Origin of the sequence: Lysinibacillus sp. A4, from assembly GCF_024919535.1 — a bacterium.
Classification (GTDB): domain Bacteria; phylum Bacillota; class Bacilli; order Bacillales_A; family Planococcaceae; genus Lysinibacillus; species Lysinibacillus capsici.
Window position 1 is genome coordinate 551084 of the sequence record NZ_JANWTB010000001.1, and the last position, 18329, is coordinate 569412.

At 38.6% G+C, this 18329-nt stretch carries 17 protein-coding genes; 5 read left to right on the forward strand and 12 right to left on the reverse strand.

Annotated elements, in window-relative coordinates; all coding sequences use genetic code 11:
• Positions 1 to 20 precede the first annotated feature (20 nt).
• Both NY607_RS03165 and NY607_RS03170 read right to left on the reverse strand, forming a co-directional pair.
• On the reverse strand, positions 21 to 1349 hold the full coding sequence (locus NY607_RS03165) for a D-serine ammonia-lyase (RefSeq protein WP_259419140.1): 1329 nt from the start codon (positions 1347 to 1349) through the stop codon (positions 21 to 23).
• The gene (locus NY607_RS03170; protein ID WP_004269357.1) at positions 1339 to 1812 is read right to left on the reverse strand and encodes a YaiI/YqxD family protein; all 474 of its coding nucleotides are present in this window, start codon (positions 1810 to 1812) and stop codon (positions 1339 to 1341) included. Before NY607_RS03170 ends, NY607_RS03165 begins: the two co-directional genes overlap by 11 nt.
• Before the next feature lie 175 nt (positions 1813 to 1987).
• Here NY607_RS03170 and gdhA point away from each other — a divergent pair, with 175 nt between their 5' ends.
• The 3 genes from gdhA to NY607_RS03185 all read left to right on the forward strand — a co-directional run bounded on the left by gdhA (position 1988) and on the right by NY607_RS03185 (position 5064).
• Positions 1988 to 3361 carry an NADP-specific glutamate dehydrogenase gene (gene gdhA / locus NY607_RS03175; protein ID WP_004269356.1) on the forward strand — a complete coding sequence of 458 codons (1374 nt, stop codon included), beginning with the start codon at positions 1988 to 1990 and terminating at the stop codon, positions 3359 to 3361.
• Positions 3362 to 3578: 217 nt separating this feature from the next.
• Complete coding sequence (locus NY607_RS03180; protein WP_131519749.1) at positions 3579 to 4265, forward strand: phosphoribosylaminoimidazolesuccinocarboxamide synthase; 687 nt, start codon at positions 3579 to 3581, stop codon at positions 4263 to 4265.
• Positions 4266 to 4410: 145 nt separating this feature from the next.
• Complete coding sequence (locus tag NY607_RS03185; protein WP_016995151.1) at positions 4411 to 5064, forward strand: Yip1 family protein; 654 nt, start codon at positions 4411 to 4413, stop codon at positions 5062 to 5064.
• 94 nt (positions 5065 to 5158) lie between these two features.
• Here NY607_RS03185 and NY607_RS03190 read toward each other — a convergent pair whose 3' ends face one another.
• From NY607_RS03190 to NY607_RS03215, 6 genes are all read right to left on the reverse strand, one after another.
• Positions 5159 to 6361: an NAD(P)-dependent malic enzyme gene (locus tag NY607_RS03190; RefSeq protein WP_004269353.1), complete on the reverse strand. Its 1203-nt coding sequence runs from the start codon at positions 6359 to 6361 to the stop codon at positions 5159 to 5161.
• Between the two features lie 406 nt (positions 6362 to 6767).
• On the reverse strand, positions 6768 to 7598 hold the full coding sequence (locus NY607_RS03195) for an MBL fold metallo-hydrolase (protein WP_131519748.1): 831 nt from the start codon (positions 7596 to 7598) through the stop codon (positions 6768 to 6770).
• Between the two features lie 54 nt (positions 7599 to 7652).
• Positions 7653 to 8207 (reverse strand): hypothetical protein, encoded by a 555-nt coding sequence (locus NY607_RS03200; RefSeq protein ID WP_259419141.1) that lies wholly within the window; start codon positions 8205 to 8207, stop codon positions 7653 to 7655.
• Positions 8200 to 9318 (reverse strand): hypothetical protein, encoded by a 1119-nt coding sequence (locus NY607_RS03205; RefSeq protein ID WP_259419142.1) that lies wholly within the window; start codon positions 9316 to 9318, stop codon positions 8200 to 8202. The genes NY607_RS03200 and NY607_RS03205 overlap by 8 nt, the downstream gene beginning before the upstream one ends.
• 637 nt (positions 9319 to 9955) lie before the next feature.
• Positions 9956 to 10765: a sulfurtransferase gene (locus tag NY607_RS03210; protein ID WP_131519746.1), complete on the reverse strand. Its 810-nt coding sequence runs from the start codon at positions 10763 to 10765 to the stop codon at positions 9956 to 9958.
• Between the two features lie 10 nt (positions 10766 to 10775).
• A complete protein-coding gene (locus tag NY607_RS03215; RefSeq protein WP_131519745.1) occupies positions 10776 to 14387 on the reverse strand; it encodes a dynamin family protein in 3612 nt (1203 codons plus the stop codon).
• A 244-nt stretch (positions 14388 to 14631) separates the two neighbouring features.
• Between NY607_RS03215 and NY607_RS03220 the strand changes: the two genes are divergently transcribed.
• The gene (locus NY607_RS03220; RefSeq protein ID WP_066037690.1) at positions 14632 to 15054 is read left to right on the forward strand and encodes a DUF4183 domain-containing protein; all 423 of its coding nucleotides are present in this window, start codon (positions 14632 to 14634) and stop codon (positions 15052 to 15054) included.
• Between the two features lie 24 nt (positions 15055 to 15078).
• The gene (locus tag NY607_RS03225) at positions 15079 to 15399 is read left to right on the forward strand and encodes a DUF4183 domain-containing protein (protein ID WP_048390025.1); all 321 of its coding nucleotides are present in this window, start codon (positions 15079 to 15081) and stop codon (positions 15397 to 15399) included.
• 32 nt (positions 15400 to 15431) lie between these two features.
• On the opposite strand, the gene NY607_RS03230 is transcribed toward NY607_RS03225, so the two are convergent.
• Genes NY607_RS03230 through pcp form a run of 4 tightly spaced genes read right to left on the reverse strand, consistent with a single transcriptional unit; the run spans position 15432 to position 18326 of the window.
• Positions 15432 to 16166, reverse strand: a complete 735-nt coding sequence (locus NY607_RS03230; protein WP_131519744.1) for a 5-oxoprolinase subunit PxpA — start codon at positions 16164 to 16166, stop codon at positions 15432 to 15434.
• On the reverse strand, positions 16166 to 17029 hold the full coding sequence (locus NY607_RS03235) for a 5-oxoprolinase subunit C family protein (RefSeq protein ID WP_259419143.1): 864 nt from the start codon (positions 17027 to 17029) through the stop codon (positions 16166 to 16168). The genes NY607_RS03230 and NY607_RS03235 overlap by 1 nt, the downstream gene beginning before the upstream one ends.
• A 3-nt stretch (positions 17030 to 17032) precedes the next feature.
• A complete protein-coding gene (gene pxpB, locus NY607_RS03240) occupies positions 17033 to 17728 on the reverse strand; it encodes a 5-oxoprolinase subunit PxpB (protein WP_259419144.1) in 696 nt (231 codons plus the stop codon).
• Positions 17712 to 18326 carry a pyroglutamyl-peptidase I gene (gene pcp, locus NY607_RS03245; RefSeq protein ID WP_259419145.1) on the reverse strand — a complete coding sequence of 205 codons (615 nt, stop codon included), beginning with the start codon at positions 18324 to 18326 and terminating at the stop codon, positions 17712 to 17714. Before pcp ends, pxpB begins: the two co-directional genes overlap by 17 nt.
• Positions 18327 to 18329 lie beyond the last annotated feature (3 nt).

An 18329-nucleotide genomic window follows, 5' to 3' on the forward strand; every position in this document is an offset into this window, starting at 1 on the left:
AAACATAGCTCACATTATCTTTAATTAAATTCCTTGACCTTTGCTAAATAAGCAGCTCGCATTGTAGGTGGGACCATACTACCGCCAGTTGCCCATACAAGATGTGTGGCTTGTGGTAGATGGTTTACTAATGCGTTCTTTTCTAGATAGGATTGACCTTGTTGTAATAAACGAATGGCTCCATACATTCCTGCGTGTGCAGATGGCTCTAAAAATAAACCTTCACTTTCCATCGCTAATCCTAGAGATGTAAACAGCTCTTCATCTGATACAGTATAGCAACCACTTATATACGTCTCCATCACTTTTCCTACAAATTTGGAGGGACGACCAACGGCTAACCCATCCGCTTCTGTTCGATTGTCAAGACCAATATCTTCTACACTAATTGCGTCATGTAAGCCTGTCATCAGCCCGATCGTCATACAAGGAGAAGCGACAGGTTCTGCAAAGAAAATATGCACATGCTCACCGTAAATTTCTTTTAATCCATAGGCAACACCACCGGGTCCTCCACCTACGCCACATGGTAAATAGACGAACAATGGATGTGCTTCATCCACTAAAATATTCGTCCTTTCTAGCTGTTCCTTCAAACGCTTGGCAGCTACGGCATAGCCAGCAAATAAATCCTTTGAATTTTCATCATCAATAAAATGACATTTTGGATCTTGCTCAGCTTCCTGTCTCCCCTGCTCAACAGCTACACTGTAATCAGCCTCATATTCAATCACTGTCGCACCCTTTTCACGCAGTAAGGCTTTTTTCCACTCCTTTGCATCACTCGACATATGTACAACGACATTAAAGCCGAGCTTCTTGCCCATAATGCCGATACTTAATCCTAAATTCCCCGTAGAGCCTACTGCAATCGTATATTGTTGGAAGAACGACTGAAATTCCTCTGTTGCTAAAATTGCATAATCATCCACTTCTTTAAGTCTTCCACTTGCCAAAGCTAGTCTTTCTGCATGTTTTAATACCTCATAAATTCCTCCACGTGCTTTGATCGAGCCAGAGATCGGTAATGCATGATCACATTTTAAAAGCAATTGGCCAGGAATCGCCACACCATATGCTTGTTCAATAGCACTTTTCATTGCAGGAATTTCCTTGATCGTTGATTCAATTAAACCATCACTTTCTAGAAGCTCTGGAAATGCTACTTTTAAATAAGAAGAGAAACGTTGTAATGTTGCTTCTGCATCATCCACTTCAGCCATAGTAAAGAGCGTTGTTTCAGGATTTTTCATCCAATTTGTATTTTCCCACAATACAGTAACCTTTTTTGCTAGTTCGTTCAACTGCGGATATTGTTCGAATAGTTCGTGTTTATGTTCATTTTTCACCTGTAGATTCCTCCAGTTTATGGGCTAAAATCGCTCGTTCACAAATTTGTCGAAATTTCATTTCAAACGAAATATTGTTTTCTTGTGTTCTTTTTTTAGGTCCCTTTGTTCGCCCACCTGCCCTTCTAATTTTTTGACCAACATGCCGCATATCGAGCAAACGTTCGATGTTTTCATTAGACATTTCTCGTCCATTTTGATCAATCGGATACCCCCCTCGCGCTAAAACCATGGCTGCTAATCCATAATCCTGTGTAATAACAATATCGTGTTTTGAAAGCGCGTTCACTAGCGTAAAATCAACCGAATCTGGACCTTTAGGTACAATAATTGTTATTACATTATCACGTTCAACACGATGCGATGTATCGCAAAACAAGATAGTTTCTATCTCAAACTCAGATGATATAGATAGCGCTAAATCCACTACTGGACAGGCATCAGCGTCTATAAGAACCTTCACAATAAAGCATCATTCCTTTCTCGTAATTAGATGAATCACTTAGAACTAAATTATTTCAATATAATTTTTAAACAACCTCTCTTGCTCAATTTTTCACAAACTTTAAAAGTATTTTATTGAATAGTTTGAAAAATAGATATACGATACACCTATCAACTAAATGGGGGTTTTATTTATGACAATTACAACTGTTAGCAATGAACAATTAGCAAAAGAATACGTAGATGGCGTATTTGAGCAACTTAAACAACAGAATAGTCATCAAGCGGAATTTTTACAAGCTGCTGAAGAAATTTTCATCTCATTAGTACCTGTATTCGCACAACATCCTGAATATATTAAGGCCAATATTTTATCCCGTATTGTGGAGCCAGATCGTATTATTTCTTTCCGTGTAGCATGGCAAGATGATAACAATCAAGTCCAAGTGAATCGTGGCTATCGTGTACAATATAGCAATGTCATGGGCCCATATAAAGGCGGTCTTCGCTTCCACCCTTCTGTAAACGAATCCATCATTAAGTTCCTAGGCTTTGAGCAAATCTTTAAAAACGCTTTAACAGGGCAACCTATCGGTGGTGGTAAAGGTGGTTCAAACTTCGATCCAAAAGGTAAATCAGATTCAGAAATTATGCGTTTCTGCCAAGCATTCATGACTGAATTATACCGTCATATTGGTCCAGATGTCGATGTTCCTGCTGGTGATATTGGCGTAGGTGCTCGTGAAGTAGGTTATTTATGGGGCCAATATAAGCGTTTAACAAAAGCAAATGAATCAGGTGTATTAACTGGTAAGACTCCAGGCTATGGTGGCTCTTTAGCACGTAAAGAAGCAACTGGTTACGGTACTGTTTACTTTGTGAACGAAATGCTGAAGGATGCAAATGACTCATTCGAAGGAAAAACAGTCGTTGTTTCTGGATCTGGTAATGTATCTACGTATGCGATTGAAAAAGCGCAACAGTATGGGGCTAAAGTGGTTGCTTGCTCAGACTCTTCAGGCTATATCTACGACCCAGAGGGCTTAGATTTAGATGCCATTAAAGAAATTAAAGAAGTAAAAGGTGACCGTATCTCAACTTACGTTAATTATCGACCAAATGCTACTTTTACAGAAGGTTGTACAGGAATTTGGACGATTCCTTGTGATATTGCTCTACCATGTGCTACGCAAAATGAAATTAACGGTGAGTCAGCTCGTACATTAATTTCGAATGGTGTGAAAGCCATCGGTGAAGGTGCTAATATGCCATCAGATCTTGAAGCAATCAATGAATTCCTAGAGGCAGGCGTATTATTTGGTCCTGCAAAAGCAGCGAATGCTGGTGGAGTTGCGGTATCTGCTCTTGAAATGGCACAAGACTCTAGCCGCGTATTTTGGTCATTTGAAGAAGTAGATGCGAAACTTCATCAAATTATGAAAAATATTTATACAGACAGCAAAGCAGCAGCAGAAAAATATGGCTTCCCAGGTAACCTAGTAGTTGGTGCAAACATTGCTGGCTTTATCAAAGTAGCAGATGGAATGCTTACTGAAGGCGTTTATTAATAACATTCTATTTTCAATGTTTCCTAGGATTTGATTTCGGAATATTCTTAATCTCAACCAAGGTGGTAACGAACATTCGTTATCACCTTATTTTTTATTTACAATCCCGTTATAAAACATAAAAATAAACGTTTTAAACGAACATTTTTAGCGTTAAATATTTAAAACATTCGTGTTATAATTTTAGAGTACTATGAAAAATATTGGAGGGTTTTTTGTGGAATTATTGTATACAGGTAAAACAAAAAATGTGTTCAAATTAGAAGATGGTCATTATTTATTAAAATTTAAAGACGATGTTACAGGAGAAAACGGCGTGTTTGATCCAGGTGCAAATACTGTTGGTTTAACAATTGATGGGGCTGGCTTGGCTGGTTTACGTTTAACTTCTTATTTTTATTCAAAATTAAACGAACAAGGAGTTCCTACTCATTTCGTTGATGCTAACTTCGAAGATGCAACAATGACAGTAAAACCAGCAACTGTTTTCGGTAATGGCTTAGAAGTGATTTGCCGCTTTAAGGCCGTTGGTTCATTCCTGCGCCGCTATGGTGCCTATGTAAAAGAAGGACAAGATTTAGACTCTTTTGTAGAAGTGACAATCAAAGATGATGATCGTTTAGATCCTCCGATTTCCGAAGATGCTTTAGCGATGTTAAACCTGTTAACTCATGAAGAATACGCCATTTTGAAACAACGTACAATTGAAATCTCCAAATTTGTAGCGGGAGAGCTTGCTAAAAAAGGCTTAACGCTTTATGACATTAAATTAGAATTCGGCCGCGATGCGAAAACGAATGAAATTTTATTAATCGATGAAATTTCAGGCGGTAATATGCGTGCTTACAAAGGTGAGCAATATATTGAACCATTAGAACTTGAGAAAATTATGTTAGCTGAATAATAGAAACAACCTTAAAAGAGTCGGCATTTACGACTCTTTTTTTATGTGTGGGCTTATTTTTATTTTCCATGAAACTTTTCTTTACTTCACTCGTATATTAACTATATGTAACAAGCAATTATTCTATTATTTTGGAGGTAGTTTGATGGAAAATTTGAATGAGACATCGAAAGAAGAAAGGTCAAAACTAAATCCATTTTTATCGGTTTGGATGCATCCAAAGCAAACAACTCGTTATATGATTAATGAAAAATCTATCGGCTTTGCAATTTTGGTTTTGTCTATTGGTTATATTGGCTCCCTTATGTCTGGATTAATTGATTCAGAATTTCTTCCTGATTTTTCTCCATGGCTTTTAGTCCTATTATGTGTCATTTTTGCTCCGATCGCAGGTGTGATCGGCACAGCTATTTCTGCACTCATCTCATGGCTATTCGGGAAATTATTTAAAGGTACTGGGACTTACTCGGACTTATTTAAGGGGTTAAGCTTAACAGCAATCCCATATATTGTGCTGGTTCCACTTTATATTATTTGGTTAATGACTTCACCCGATTCATTATTGGATCCTAATTTTATGGGTTCATTACCGTGGATTTTTTGGCCAACTATTTTAGTAAGCATCATTGTGACGATTTGGTCATTTGTTATTTCTGTAGGTGTAGTCGCTGAAGCACACCAAATTTCGAACTGGATGGCTTTCTTCACCATCTTTATTCCAGCCATTATTATCTTCATCGTATTATTTGTTCTTTTCTTTGTCATACTCATTGGAATTATTGGTGTTGGCATGGTCTAAAAACTTGAGATAAAGCCTTTGTTAACTCGACACAGCTAAAAAAGCAGATAGAGAAAAAGCCTGTAACTTTTTTCTATCTGCTTGTTTTATTTTATTAGACAGATAGTGCGGTACTTTGCTGGAATAGCTCAGATACGCCAGATTCTACAGCTGCCCCACTTACTGCGCGTGAGACGATGGCCACTACGCGTTCGTCTAACGACTTAGGAACAATATATTCTTCCTTTAGTTCCTTATCACTTACAAGGGAGGCAATGGCTTCTACAGCAGCTAGCTTCATCGACTCATTAATATCCGTAGCACGCACATCTAAAGCTCCCCGGAAAATACCAGGGAATGCGAGAACATTATTAATTTGATTTGGATAATCTGAACGGCCCGTTCCCATAACACGTACACCCCATGCTTTGGCATTTTCATACGTGATCTCTGGATTTGGATTGGCTAAGGCAAAGACAACTGGATTTTCATTCATGGACGCAATATGTGCCTCTGTCAATAGATTAGCTACAGAAACGCCAATAAAGACATCTGCACCTGTTAGTGCATCCTCTAGTGTACCATGTTGCTTCTCTGGATTCGTCAAATGAGCAACCGCTTCTTTAATCGGGTTCATCCCCTCTGTACGACCCTCATAAATAATACCTTTTGTATCGCACATATAAATATTCTTATAGCCCATTTGTACAAGTATACGCAAGATCGCAATGCCTGCAGCACCAGCACCGTTAATCACAACTTTCATCGTTGCAACATCCTTTTTCACAATACGATTGGCATTAATCATTGCTGCTCCTACAACAATCGCTGTTCCATGTTGATCATCATGAAAAACTGGAATATCACATTCTTGACGTAGGCGATCTTCAATTTCAAAGCATCTTGGTGCTGAAATATCCTCTAAGTTTACCGCACCAAATGTCGGGGCAAGCGCCTTCACAATGCTGACGATTTCATCCGTATTTTTTGTATCTAAGCATATTGGAAAAGCATCAACATTGGCAAAACGCTTTAGTAAAATCGCCTTCCCTTCCATTACAGGTAATGCCGCTTTCGGACCAATATCTCCTAATCCTAAAACTGCTGTCCCATCCGACACAACTGCTACCATATTACCCTTCATTGTATAGTCGTACACAAGCGAAGGATTTTTTTCAATCTCCACACATGGCGCTGCTACCCCCGGTGAATAAGCCAAGCTAAGATCATAGGAATCTTGTACAGGTACCTTTGAGCTCACCTCTAATTTCCCACTATAGTGTGCATGCATTTCTAATGCCTTTTTCATTACGTCCATTCCATCCCATCCTTTTCCCTTTGGTTTTTTATTATATTTCAGAATCATAATACTTTGTGAAAATATAGTCAACGAATTTTCTGTCAATTTATTTTAAACTTCAAAAATTCAAGGTTTAATGACTTTCATTACATTTTTCTGTCAAATTAAACATTTCACAAACAATTTTTTTAAGATAATTAATGTGATTGTTGACACATTAAAAAGTGTACACATAGAGCCATTTAGCCTGTTCAACTTTTCACATAGTATTTTTCTTATGTAAATGAGAATTTTTTCACAAACTTTTGTAAGCGTATCCATTGTCTTCATTGACTTCGTCACAATTTATTCACATTTTTTCACAAAGTTTTTTATTATATAGATCAAAGTATTTGTGAAAATCTTAACAAGCAAAAAAAGAGCCCTATATAAAGGACTCTTCGGTAAAATGATTCATAAAGGCCGTGATGATATGCTTGGAAGACCATTGCTCTCCCGAAACTTTTGTAATCGGATAGTCACGAGGAAAAATTGTTTTGGTGATTTCTTCAACAGAATAACCTTGCATAAATAATTGTTTCACTTTTCCTTGCATGTTTTCCAAATAAGCAATTTTTTCTTGTATTTTCGTTCGCCCATCCTCTATAAAGCCTGCATGACAGCAATAGACGACATCGAAATCATAGTTTACTATTTTCCTCAAAGACGCCAAGGTATGGACAATATTTTCTTCATCAAGCACAACCTTTGTCTTGGGTTGGATAAACAAATCACCTGTAAACATAGCGCCTGTTTCCCGATTGTAAAAAGAGAGATGATCTGTAGTATGCCCAGGTGTTTCAATAACATCCCACGTTGCTGCATTCGTTTGTAATGTTTGACCTAATGGTTGGGCAACAAATGCTGGTCGTTCCCCCCACAATGCCTGACGATAGAATGGATAGTCTCCATCCTCAGCACAAAGATCGACTGAATCACGATGAATATAAATAGGTACATTCTTATGGTGTTGAATCCACGCTGCATTTCCTGCATGATCCTCATGTGAATGTGTTAATGCCAATTGCTCTATCGGTATATCCTTAAAAAAGGATTGAAATTCCTGCGACAGTGAGTAGGAACCCGTATCAATCAGTAACCCATCCACAAAAAAGCTGTACACACTCATACCAATCCCCTGCACCGCAACTTTCCCATGCGCACATTGTACACCGCGATGCTGCTGAATCTCGATACTTTTCTCCCGTTTAAACATCCTGCTCCCCCTTTGCCCCTTGTACAAAAAGTGTAGCATAAAATGAATGGTGAGTCATTTTTGTAAGTAGGTAACAACAAAGGATTTATTTTTTACATGTTTTCGAAGTGCTAACACATGAACAAATAACCGTATATTTACAGCCAATAAAAGCAATGCGCCTAGAAACAATAATCCCATCTGCCAATCACTTGTAACATTCATTAACAGCGTCCAACTTATAATGACAGCAAAGGCAATCGCTATATATTTTTTCATCACTCTTGTAGTGGAACCCTGTATATCGTGTTTTTGTTCAATGCTTAATAAAATTTTTCCAAATTCCATTATGATCAGCAATTTAATTCCTTGAATTAAAACCGTACTCCAATAGAAGAGAAGATGTGAAGAAAAGAAAGTACTCATCAAGGTAAGAATCATAGCGCAAGCCATATATTTGCTGATAGGGGTTTTTTCTTTATAGAATGAAAGACTTTTTAAATAGGCCCCATAAACAAGGATATCTTGTAGAAGATTAGCGTATTTAAAAACATTTAAATAGATAAATTGAAAGAAGAGCGCCACTGCAAACCATTGTAAAAGTTTTACCTGTTGTTTAGATTCACTCATTGTTTTCACGCACCTTTTTCACCAAATTCGACGTAAAATACGCTTGCGAATATACTCTTTTAGTTAAATAACCATCGGGGCCACTAAAGCCTATGGACGTATTGATATCTAAGGGGGCTTCTTTCAATTGAATAGTCAGCTCCAAGCGTTGACCTTTCGTCACTGAAAAAGGAAAATCACTTGCTGTGTAGCGCTGATCGTTTAATCGCCATTCTTTCAACAGTATTTTATCCTCTAATGTAGCTGGAACATAAAATGCATCAAAAACTGCATCCTGCTGAAGGGTAAATGATATGATTTGTTCCGAATCATTTTGTGACTGACTATAGCTATTATTCATGATCTGATTTTCATCAATGAAGGTTTCCCTCGTAAAATGAATTGGGGCAGGTAATTTCACCCCGTCATTTAATACAAGATAAATAGTTTTACTTGCCATCACTTTTTTCATCGTGTTTAAATCAAGCTGAAAAAAAGCTAAACGAATATTTTGATAGCGTAAATCTTGAGAAGTACCCAATGGGTAATAAAAGCCATTGACTAGATTTGCTTGCTCTGTTTGATCATATACTATTGGTAATTGCACATCTTCTGCCTGCAAATATTTCACATATCGATGGTCATCTTTGTTTGTAATATAGCGTATCTCTAAAGCATTCTGTAAGCTATCTGTAACTTCAATTACAGTAGGAACCACTATCGGTTTTATGAATTGATGTTGTAAAAAAATCGTACTGTTACCGATCAGTAAAATTAAAACTACGGCAACACCAATCGTCTTTTTCTGGTCAACGCCAACTTTAAGCTTTTTCCTAGAGATGTATAGTATGATGCATACGCACAAAATAGCCAAAATCCAGTACATTGGCGAAGATAAATGATCTAATTGTGACATTAACGCACTAGCCCGATCATTATCAAAGTGTTGCTTCCCTACCATGAATGCCACAAATCCACCCGTTGCAAGTGTTACAGCAACAGTCAAGACTTTAGGTACCCCGTGCAAAGGCTTATGCTGCTCTTTTGTTGCTTGTTCAATACCTTGTAGACTACGCTGATGTAACGATTCTGGAATGTCTATTTGATCCATCTGCTTTTTTAGATCGTTCACCCTTGCCCCTCCTGTTTCAGTGCCTGCTTTAATTTTTTTAATGCACGATACAACATGATTTTCGTCGTCCCTAATTTAAGCTGCAATACCTGAGCCACCACCCGCTCCCCCCCTTTATCTATTAGACTTTTAAACTATGCAATTTAGCTTTGCAAAACAGAAATTTCCTCATTTTATGTATTACTACCTGAGCATGCTATGCTCTCTCCACTTTGATGGATTTTTTGATCAAGTATAAAATTCTATCCCCTACTTTAAAAGGGCTATCCTTCACTTTTTCATTTTTATCCGTCACTTTGAAGAGGTTATCCGCTACATTAAATTTTATCCGTCACTTTGAACGTTCTATCCTCCACTTTTTCTTCCGTATCCGCCAATCTGAACAGGTTATCCGCTACATTAAATTCTATCCGTCACTTTGAACGTTCTATCCTCCACTTTTTCTTCCTTATCCGCCAATCTGAAGAGGTTATCCGCTACATTAAATTTTATCCGTCACTTTGAACGTTCTATCCTCCACTTTTTCTTCCGTATCCGCCAATCTGAAGAGGTTATCCGCTACATTAAATTCTAACCTCTACTTTACGCTCTATCCACCGCACTATAAAAAAACGCCCACCGAAGTGAGCGTTTCTTTTTATTCGTTTGTGCCTTTTTCCACGTCATATTCTGTAATCCAATCACTGAAGCTACCTACATATAATTGGATGTTGTCATAGCCTTCATCTGCTAACACAGCATAAAGTGGAGAGGCGGTTACGCCGCTGCCACAGTAAACCACAACCGGTTCATCAGCTGCAACTTTTTGACGTAATGCATCGTTTGCCTTTAGTTGACCATTTGACTTCAATTGCTCCCAGTCAAAGTTTTTCGCAGTTGGGATATGACCTGCTACTTTATCCAAAGGCTCTACTTCTCCTCGATACCTTTCAGCAGCGCGCGCATCGAGTAAAGTAGCTTTTACCTCTCCATCTACAATGGCTTTTACGGCTTGGCGTGGTGCATAAAGCTCATCTTTCCAATCAAACTCAATGATAGTTGGAGGATATTTAATAATATCCTTGGTAAAAGGAATTTTTGCCTCTAGCGCAGGGGCACCTCCATTGACAATCACTACATTTGGGAAACCAGCATATGTTAGCATCCACCAGGCGCGTGGGGCAAATGGAGCTGCTCCTTGGTCATAAACTACAATCTGATCTTCATACCGTAATCCTAGTTCTTGAAAAACGGATGCCAATTTTTCTTTGCTTGGCATTGGATGACGACCTTCTTTGCTGTCCATATCCGATAACTGCTGTTCTAAATCAATATAGATAGCACCAGTAGCATGACCTTCCTCGAATGCTTTTTTGCCAGCCTCTTTGTCCTGAAGATCGAAACGAGCATCGATAAAACGGACGCCATCAAACTGAATTTCATCCACTGATTTGAATACTTTTCCCATTAGAATCACCTCATGCGTATTGTAATTGTGCGTAAATCGCTTTCCAAGAAGCTAAACGGCTCTCTTCTTGTAAGGCTAATCTTTCTGTGTCAATTTGTTCAAGCGCTTGATGATAAATATAGTAACGTAATTTTTCGGCTTCCTCTGCTATAAACGTAATCGCCCATGTCATGAGGGAAACTTTCTGTGCATCTAAATAATCTTGTGCATCTGGTTTTGTGATAGCTTCTAGTGCCTCACTCAGCTTCACTTTTTCATTCTTTTCAAAGAAAGCTTTTTGATTGCGGAAATGAGATTTTACGCTAGCATATTTGGAAATATCCGCAAACGGTCCTTCAAAATCCAATAAATTTGGCTCAGAAGATTCAAAGGCTAGGAATGAGAAGCTTCGATTTAACTCTTTCAATTCGCGTACTTCATCTTTAAAACGTTGTTGCATCTTTTTGCTAATGAATTGCGATAAACGGAAGTTTGTTACACGCATTTCTTGAGTAAAATCAAAACGCAAGCTTTGCATCACTTCTTTTAATGCATGCTCCAACGCTTGCTGTGCGGGCATTGCAGCAAAGGTAGAAGGATTGTAGCCTTCCTTAAAGAACTCAGGGTAACGATAATAAACTCGCTGAAGAACATAATAGAGTAGCTCATCAAGCTCCTGCTTTGTTTCACTCTCTAACATGCTCGTATTCAGTACACTGTACTTCGATTGAATATGTTGTTCAAGTGTTGTTAATTCCTCTAGTCGCTCATCTTTACGTTTTAAGTTTTCCTCTGTTTGGGCAATTAAATCCGCCAAACGTTGCTCTGTTTTATCAACTTCCTCTGCAAGAGCTTGAACGGCTAATGCACTCAATTCATCATTTAAGAATGTATGGAAGTCGCTTTCAAACGGTGGCATCCCTGATGTTAAATCCGCACCTTCTACCTTTTCCTTCAACGCTAAAAGACTAGATACCCCATATAGTCTTGGGAAGCGAATGCCAAAGCGTTGTAACTCTGAGCGTACATAGCCTTTTACATCTTCCTGTTCTTCATCCGTTGTTGCCAAATCAATTGCATTGACAATAAAGAACATTTTATCAAGCTCAAATGCATCCTTCACACGACCAAGCTGAATTAAAAACTCGCGGTCAGCTTTGGCAAAGGCATGGTTATAGTACGTAATAAATAGGATGGCATCAGCATTACGAATATATTCAAATGCTACACCTGTATGGCGGGCATTAATAGAGTCCGCTCCTGGCGTGTCAACAAGTGTCACGCCCATACGTGTTAATGGACTATCATAATAGAAGTCGATATTGTCAACAAAGCAAGATTTATTTTCTTGTGCTACAAATTTTTCAAACTCCTCACGGTCTACGCGGAGGATAGAACCAAATTCAGACTTAAAGGTTGGGTAGCCTTCTTTATAGGCACGAATAAATGATTTATGAACATTTAAGCGTTCGTCCGTTAACTGAACTCCAAGCCCTTCATCAGCACGATTATAGGCTTCCTCCAATGTCGATACAGACAAACCAATCGCCGCATAGGAGCCTTGAATATCCTCTAGCATTTGTTCCGCAGTTTTAAGCTGTACATCAGCTGTTTCATGTGGGTGCTCAGGTGTAACTGGACGAATTTTATTGATGGCCGCAGTTGTTGGATTTGGTGAAACAGGTAACACCTTGGCTCCCATTAAAGCGTTTGAAAAGGAAGATTTACCAGCACTAAATGCGCCAAACAATGCAATGGTAAAATCTTTTTTCTGTAGTCGTTCTACTTTATTTTCAAGGTATTGGGCTACTTCGGCAAAGCCTTGCACCTCTTTGACTGCATTAGCAGTATGAAGTGCACGGTTAATCACACCATCGATTGGTAGAATCGTTGCAGTAGTAGCTTGCTGAGCTTCCTCTTGTTGGATGATTTGCTCTTTTGGCTGCAGCATGGACTCGTCAAATAGACGAATTTCTGCTAAATCTTGCTTAAATGATTGTTCCCAATTTGTAAGCTGTTGATTGGCAACTTTACGAATTTCATTGCTCGCTTGATGCATAGTGCTTGCACTATATTGCTGATAGCCTTCAATTTCAAGGACCGCATTAATGGCATCTACTTTGTCCTGCATACCCGCCATTTTTAATTTTGATGGTGCGGCAGTTTCTGTTGCTACAGCTTCAAGAGTTGTCGCTTGCGCATTTTTCCAACTATCTGTCTCCTGAATAAAGTAGCGCTTTGTTGCTTCTGCGATACGGTTAGCGAAGTTTAACACAGCATCACCTGTTAAAATAGCGCCTGTTTGAACTTGCTGCTCAATCAATGAAAAAGGTAAGTCAAATTCATAGGCATCAATAGCAGCGGCACGTTCCTCATTTAATGCACCAACGTCCTTCAATACCTTTTTCATAAGACCTTTTAAATGCCCCGTGATTTGTGCATGGACCACATTTTGATAGGCACTATACGCATTTTCTTTACGTCTGTTTCGCTCTTCCTCTGTTTTTTTCTTTGCAGTAAAGAGCCCTCCAACTTTAAAGCCTTCCTGCATGCTTTCTAAATAAAGGCGTAAGTGATCGCGTAAATCAGCTGGCATAATTGCAGCATTCGCGAGCAACTCCTTACGTTGCTCCTCAAACGTTTCGTTCCAAGCTTCTACTGAAAATAATTCAACCTGACGATTTAATTTATTGTATTGCTCTAATATATCTTGATGGTGTGCCCAGTCATCCGCACTTAAAATTTCTTCATCAATGGCTAAACGATCCTGTCTTTCTTCCATTAAATAATTGTCATGCTCGCTTTGCAATAAACGCAATGTATTCGTAGCTGTTTGGACAAGCTGCTCCTGCCAGTCATTCATACTGTCCATCACGATTTTCTTTACTGCCTCAAAATCATTATGTGGATGCTCTGGCTCTCTTAATGATGTAAAGAAAACACCCTTCGGTACAACACCCCATGCTGCAAAGGACTGATGAACAGTTGCTTTAAATTCTTCGAAGCTCAATTCATTATCCTTATGCTTATCAATCATATTGACAATTAAATAAACATTTGGATTATATTTCATTAATTGCTTTGTGAATTGGAAATTTAATTCCGACTGCACATGGTTGTAGTCCATTGTATAAAATACGATATCGGCAATATGTAATGCTGATTCCGTTGACATGCGGTGTGCATCATCTGTGGAGTCTACCCCTGGCGTATCCATTACAGTAACACCTAGTGGTAATGTAGAGGCACTGTGTCCAATCTCAATCTGTGACACTAAATCCCCATTTTTACTTAGCTCTTTTACTGTTTTAAAATCATAGCCAGCCTCAAATTTTACGGGCTTTTCATTGTGCATATAAACAATTGCATAGTCTTCCTCTGATTTATGAACTTTGACGATGTTCGCACTTGTTGGAATTGGACTAGATGCCAGTAGATTTTCACCAGACAGCGCATTAATCATACTGGACTTCCCTGCAGAGAAATGGCCTGCAAAACCAATCACATACTCTTTTTGCTGAATTTTTCGAGCAAAAAGTGATGTTTTATCCATGCGCTCTGTATCACCATTATGCTGATAAATTATGTATTGCAAAGAGGCTTGCTTTAATAGCCCCTCCAATTGTTGTTCAAAATCTTTCATGAAACCAGTAACCCCTTTTTCATTAATTATTCATAATTAGTATTCTACCTTATTCAACTAGCAAAGTATAACACTAATTTAAAGCATATATGCCAACGTTTCCATCCTTACAAAAACATGTTTATACAAAAAATCTATGCCAAATGATAGATGGTCAACTAGTTCTTTTTATATTTACTTCATATTTTATAGTAAGCATATTCGGGGCAAAGTTATATTTTTTATGAAGGGAGTGTGATGCCATATGATAAATCCTAAGTCTCATCAAATCATTGAAAAATATTGTTCATGTAACTGTGAGGATCGATTTATCTGGCCCCGTATAAAAGCAACAAACGGAATACCCATGGTTCCTCCTGAAGTAGTCCCTGAAGGTATGATTATACCAACGATCCAGCGATATTTTTATATCGTTACAGCTGATCTTGATCTATCGAATGGGGCAACTCTTCCAGCCAATCTCTTTTGGAATGATGAAGCAAATTCTGTTACTGAGTTTACAATTTTTTCACCTAATGGTTACGTTAACCTTTATATTAATGCAGTAATGCAGGAAGGCGGTATTTATTCGGTAACGCCAGCCTCCCTGACAATCGTACCTTATAATGCGACATTGTATAGAGGAACACCCATTATTATTGAATCGCTAGGCTTTACAACGAAATAAAGGAAATGAAAGGAGGTGAATTGGGTGGCACTTTCCATTATTAATATTCACGTCAATGTAACAGGTAGTTCTACAAGGTTTTTTAACGTCTTAGCTGCACCCCTTGTCATTGCAGATGGCACAACAGTCGCTGCAACAACGTTTTTAAATGATAGCGGTACAGCCGCAACAGCATTCCCAGAAGTCGCAAATGGTTACTATAACTTATATATCAATGGTGTTCTTCAGGAGGGTGGTGCCTATACAGTTTCTACAACTGAAATAACGTTTAATACTGTCACAGGTACACTTTCTGCTGGTACGCCAATTGTGCTCGAAGCTGTGGAGCTAGTGACAACAATCTAAATAAAATGGATGCCTTGTTTAGGGCATCCATTTTATTGTAATTGCTTTCTGAGACCTGCAATTTTTTTGGCGTAATCTATCGCACGTGGGCCATCTCCGTGAATACATAAGGTTTGCACCGCAACTTTAATTTTTTGGGACTCGACCGACAACACTTCATTAGCAGTCAAAATACCTTTTACATGCACTAGCATTTCTTCTTCCGATTGTATTAAGGCATTTGGTTCCTGTCTGTTCACTAATGTGCCATTATCGTTATAGCGTCGATCCGAAAAAACCTCCTCATATACTTGAAGCCCTATGTCTCTAGCAATCTCTACGATGAGGCTACCAGATAAGGCATATAAAATAAGGTGTGGATTAAAATCATACACTGCATGGACTACAGCCAACGCTTTTTCACGGTCGTTCGCGCATTGATTATAAAGTGCGCCATGTGGTTTAACATGATGAAGCGTACCATTTTCAATCTGCACAAATGCTTGTAAGGCACCAATTTGATAAACCATCATATCGTAAATTTCACCTGGGCTACATTCCATGTTACGGCGACCAAACCCCTCTCGATCTGGATAGCCTGGATGCGCACCAATGTGAACGTTTTTACGAATGGCGCTGCGTACAATTTGATGCATAATTGAATGATGACCCGCATGATAGCCGCATGCAATGTTGATGGAAGTTACATAGTCTAATAATTCTTCATCCTTACCCGTGATAAAAGCATCTAAGCTTTCACCTAGATCACAATTGATATCAATTGACATCATGTTTCCTCCAGTACAAAGTGAATTGTGTTAAACATACGCATTTGCGCTACTTTATGTAAATCTTCTTCATGAACTGTTGCAATAATAGGATAGCCTCCTACTGTTTGAGCATCAGCCATTAGGATAATGGGATCACCACTTTGCGGCACTTGGATTGTTCCGAACTGTGTAGCTTCTGACAGAATATCCTTCATTTCCTGAAGTTGTAAGGCAGGTCCTTTTATGTAGTAGCCCATACGATTGCCGCCGATAAATTGAAAAGGATTTTGTAAAAATTGTTGCTGACTCTTTTTTGTAAATAAATGAAAGTGTGGTCCTTTAAACAATCGAACCGTAATAGAACTGTCAAAATGTGGACGATAGGATGGATATAGCCCTCTATTATATTTTAAAGACGATGATACCTGCCCATACAAAATACTTCCTTTTGTAATCCGTGTTCCCAAATTGCCAAGGGGGAGGCAAGATTGGCTACCAAGCTCATCGGTTGTATGAAAACCTCCTAATGGAGTTAAGTAAACAATAGAGCCTTGATGGACACCCTTGATAGATAATCTATCTCCCCTCGTTAAATGGAATGTTTTCCACATTTCGATTGGTACATGATTAACCAAGCATGTACTATGCCCCCCTGTTAATACATAGACACCATCAGCAAGCGCCTCAAATTCAAAACCACCAACAAACATTTCAAAAGACGTTTGATCATGGTGATGATGTAAGATTCTTTGAGCTGCATTAAACGATCGATGATCCATTGGACCAGATAACGGAATACCAAATGCCCGATAGCCGTACCTTCCTTTGTCTTGTAAGCTACCATAAACCCCTTGTTTTGTTACGAGCAGAAGTGGCTTCAAACGCTACACTCCTTTGCTTTTCATTTCCCAAAATTGCTGTTTGGTTATTTCATAAAACTGAACTTCATCACCAAGTTCAAATAAAAATGGCTCTTTGCCATGAACATCAAATAAATCCAAAGGTGTTTTCCCTATAATATTCCAGCCACCAGGTGAATCGACAGGATAGATTCCTGTTTGTCCACCCCCAACCCCAACAGAGCTTGCCGATACAGATGCCCTTGGTTTCTGTAAGCGTGGCACAAATAATTTAGAATCAAGCTCGCCTAAGTAAGGAAAGCCAGGTAAAAAGCCGATTAAATACACATAATAGCTTTTGGACATATGCAATGTTTTAATGTCCTCAAAAGGTAAACCTGTGAATTTCATGACGCGCTTTGAATCTAAGGCAAATTCCTCATCATAGCAGACGGGTATTTTTAAAAATCGATTCGTTCCTTTATCAATTGTTGTGGAGGCTTGCATCTCAAGCCACTGCATTTCTAAATGTTCAACATCTATTTTTTGTTTAATATAAGCTGTTACTGTATGGTAGCTTGCAACACTTTCAACTAGGTTATGTCGTAGCTGCAGTTTCAGAAAACGATTAAACGTTTGGACCGCACGAAAGTTTGAGTGGGAGATTTCCTCCTTGAATGCAAATCGAATAGTATGTTGACTAATCCACATCGAATGAGGAAAATCAATGATTGCTTGCACGTGCCGTCTCCTCAATACAAAGCTGTACTGCAGCTATCAAATCTCCGATATGCCAGCCGGGAATTTTGCCATGTTGGATGGCCAGCTCAAATGATGCTGGAATATGAATAAAGCCAGCACGAACCCCTTTATGTTGCTGTGCATAAGCAAGCCCCTCATACATAATGTTATTACACAAGTATGTACCCGCTGTATTGGAGATTTCCGCTGGATATCCTTCAGCCTGCAAACGATTTACCATACTGCGAATCGGTAAGTTTGTTAGATAAGCATCTGCCCCCTCCTCATAGATATGCTCATCAACTGGTGTATAGCCATTATTATCAGGCTCTCCGTCTTTCACATTAATGGCAATGCGCTCTGGTGTTACTTTAAAACGACCTCCTGCTAACCCTAATGAAATGATGATTTGTGGTTTCACTTCTTCTATATGTTGTTTTAATTGCTCCGCTGATTGCTGAAAATCTACAGATAGAATTCGTCCGACGATATCATAGCGATCTATCTTCTTTCCATTTAATGCTTCCACAATTTGCATTGTTGGATTTATTTTATAATCAAGAAATGGCTCAAACCCTGTTACTAATATTTTTGTCATATT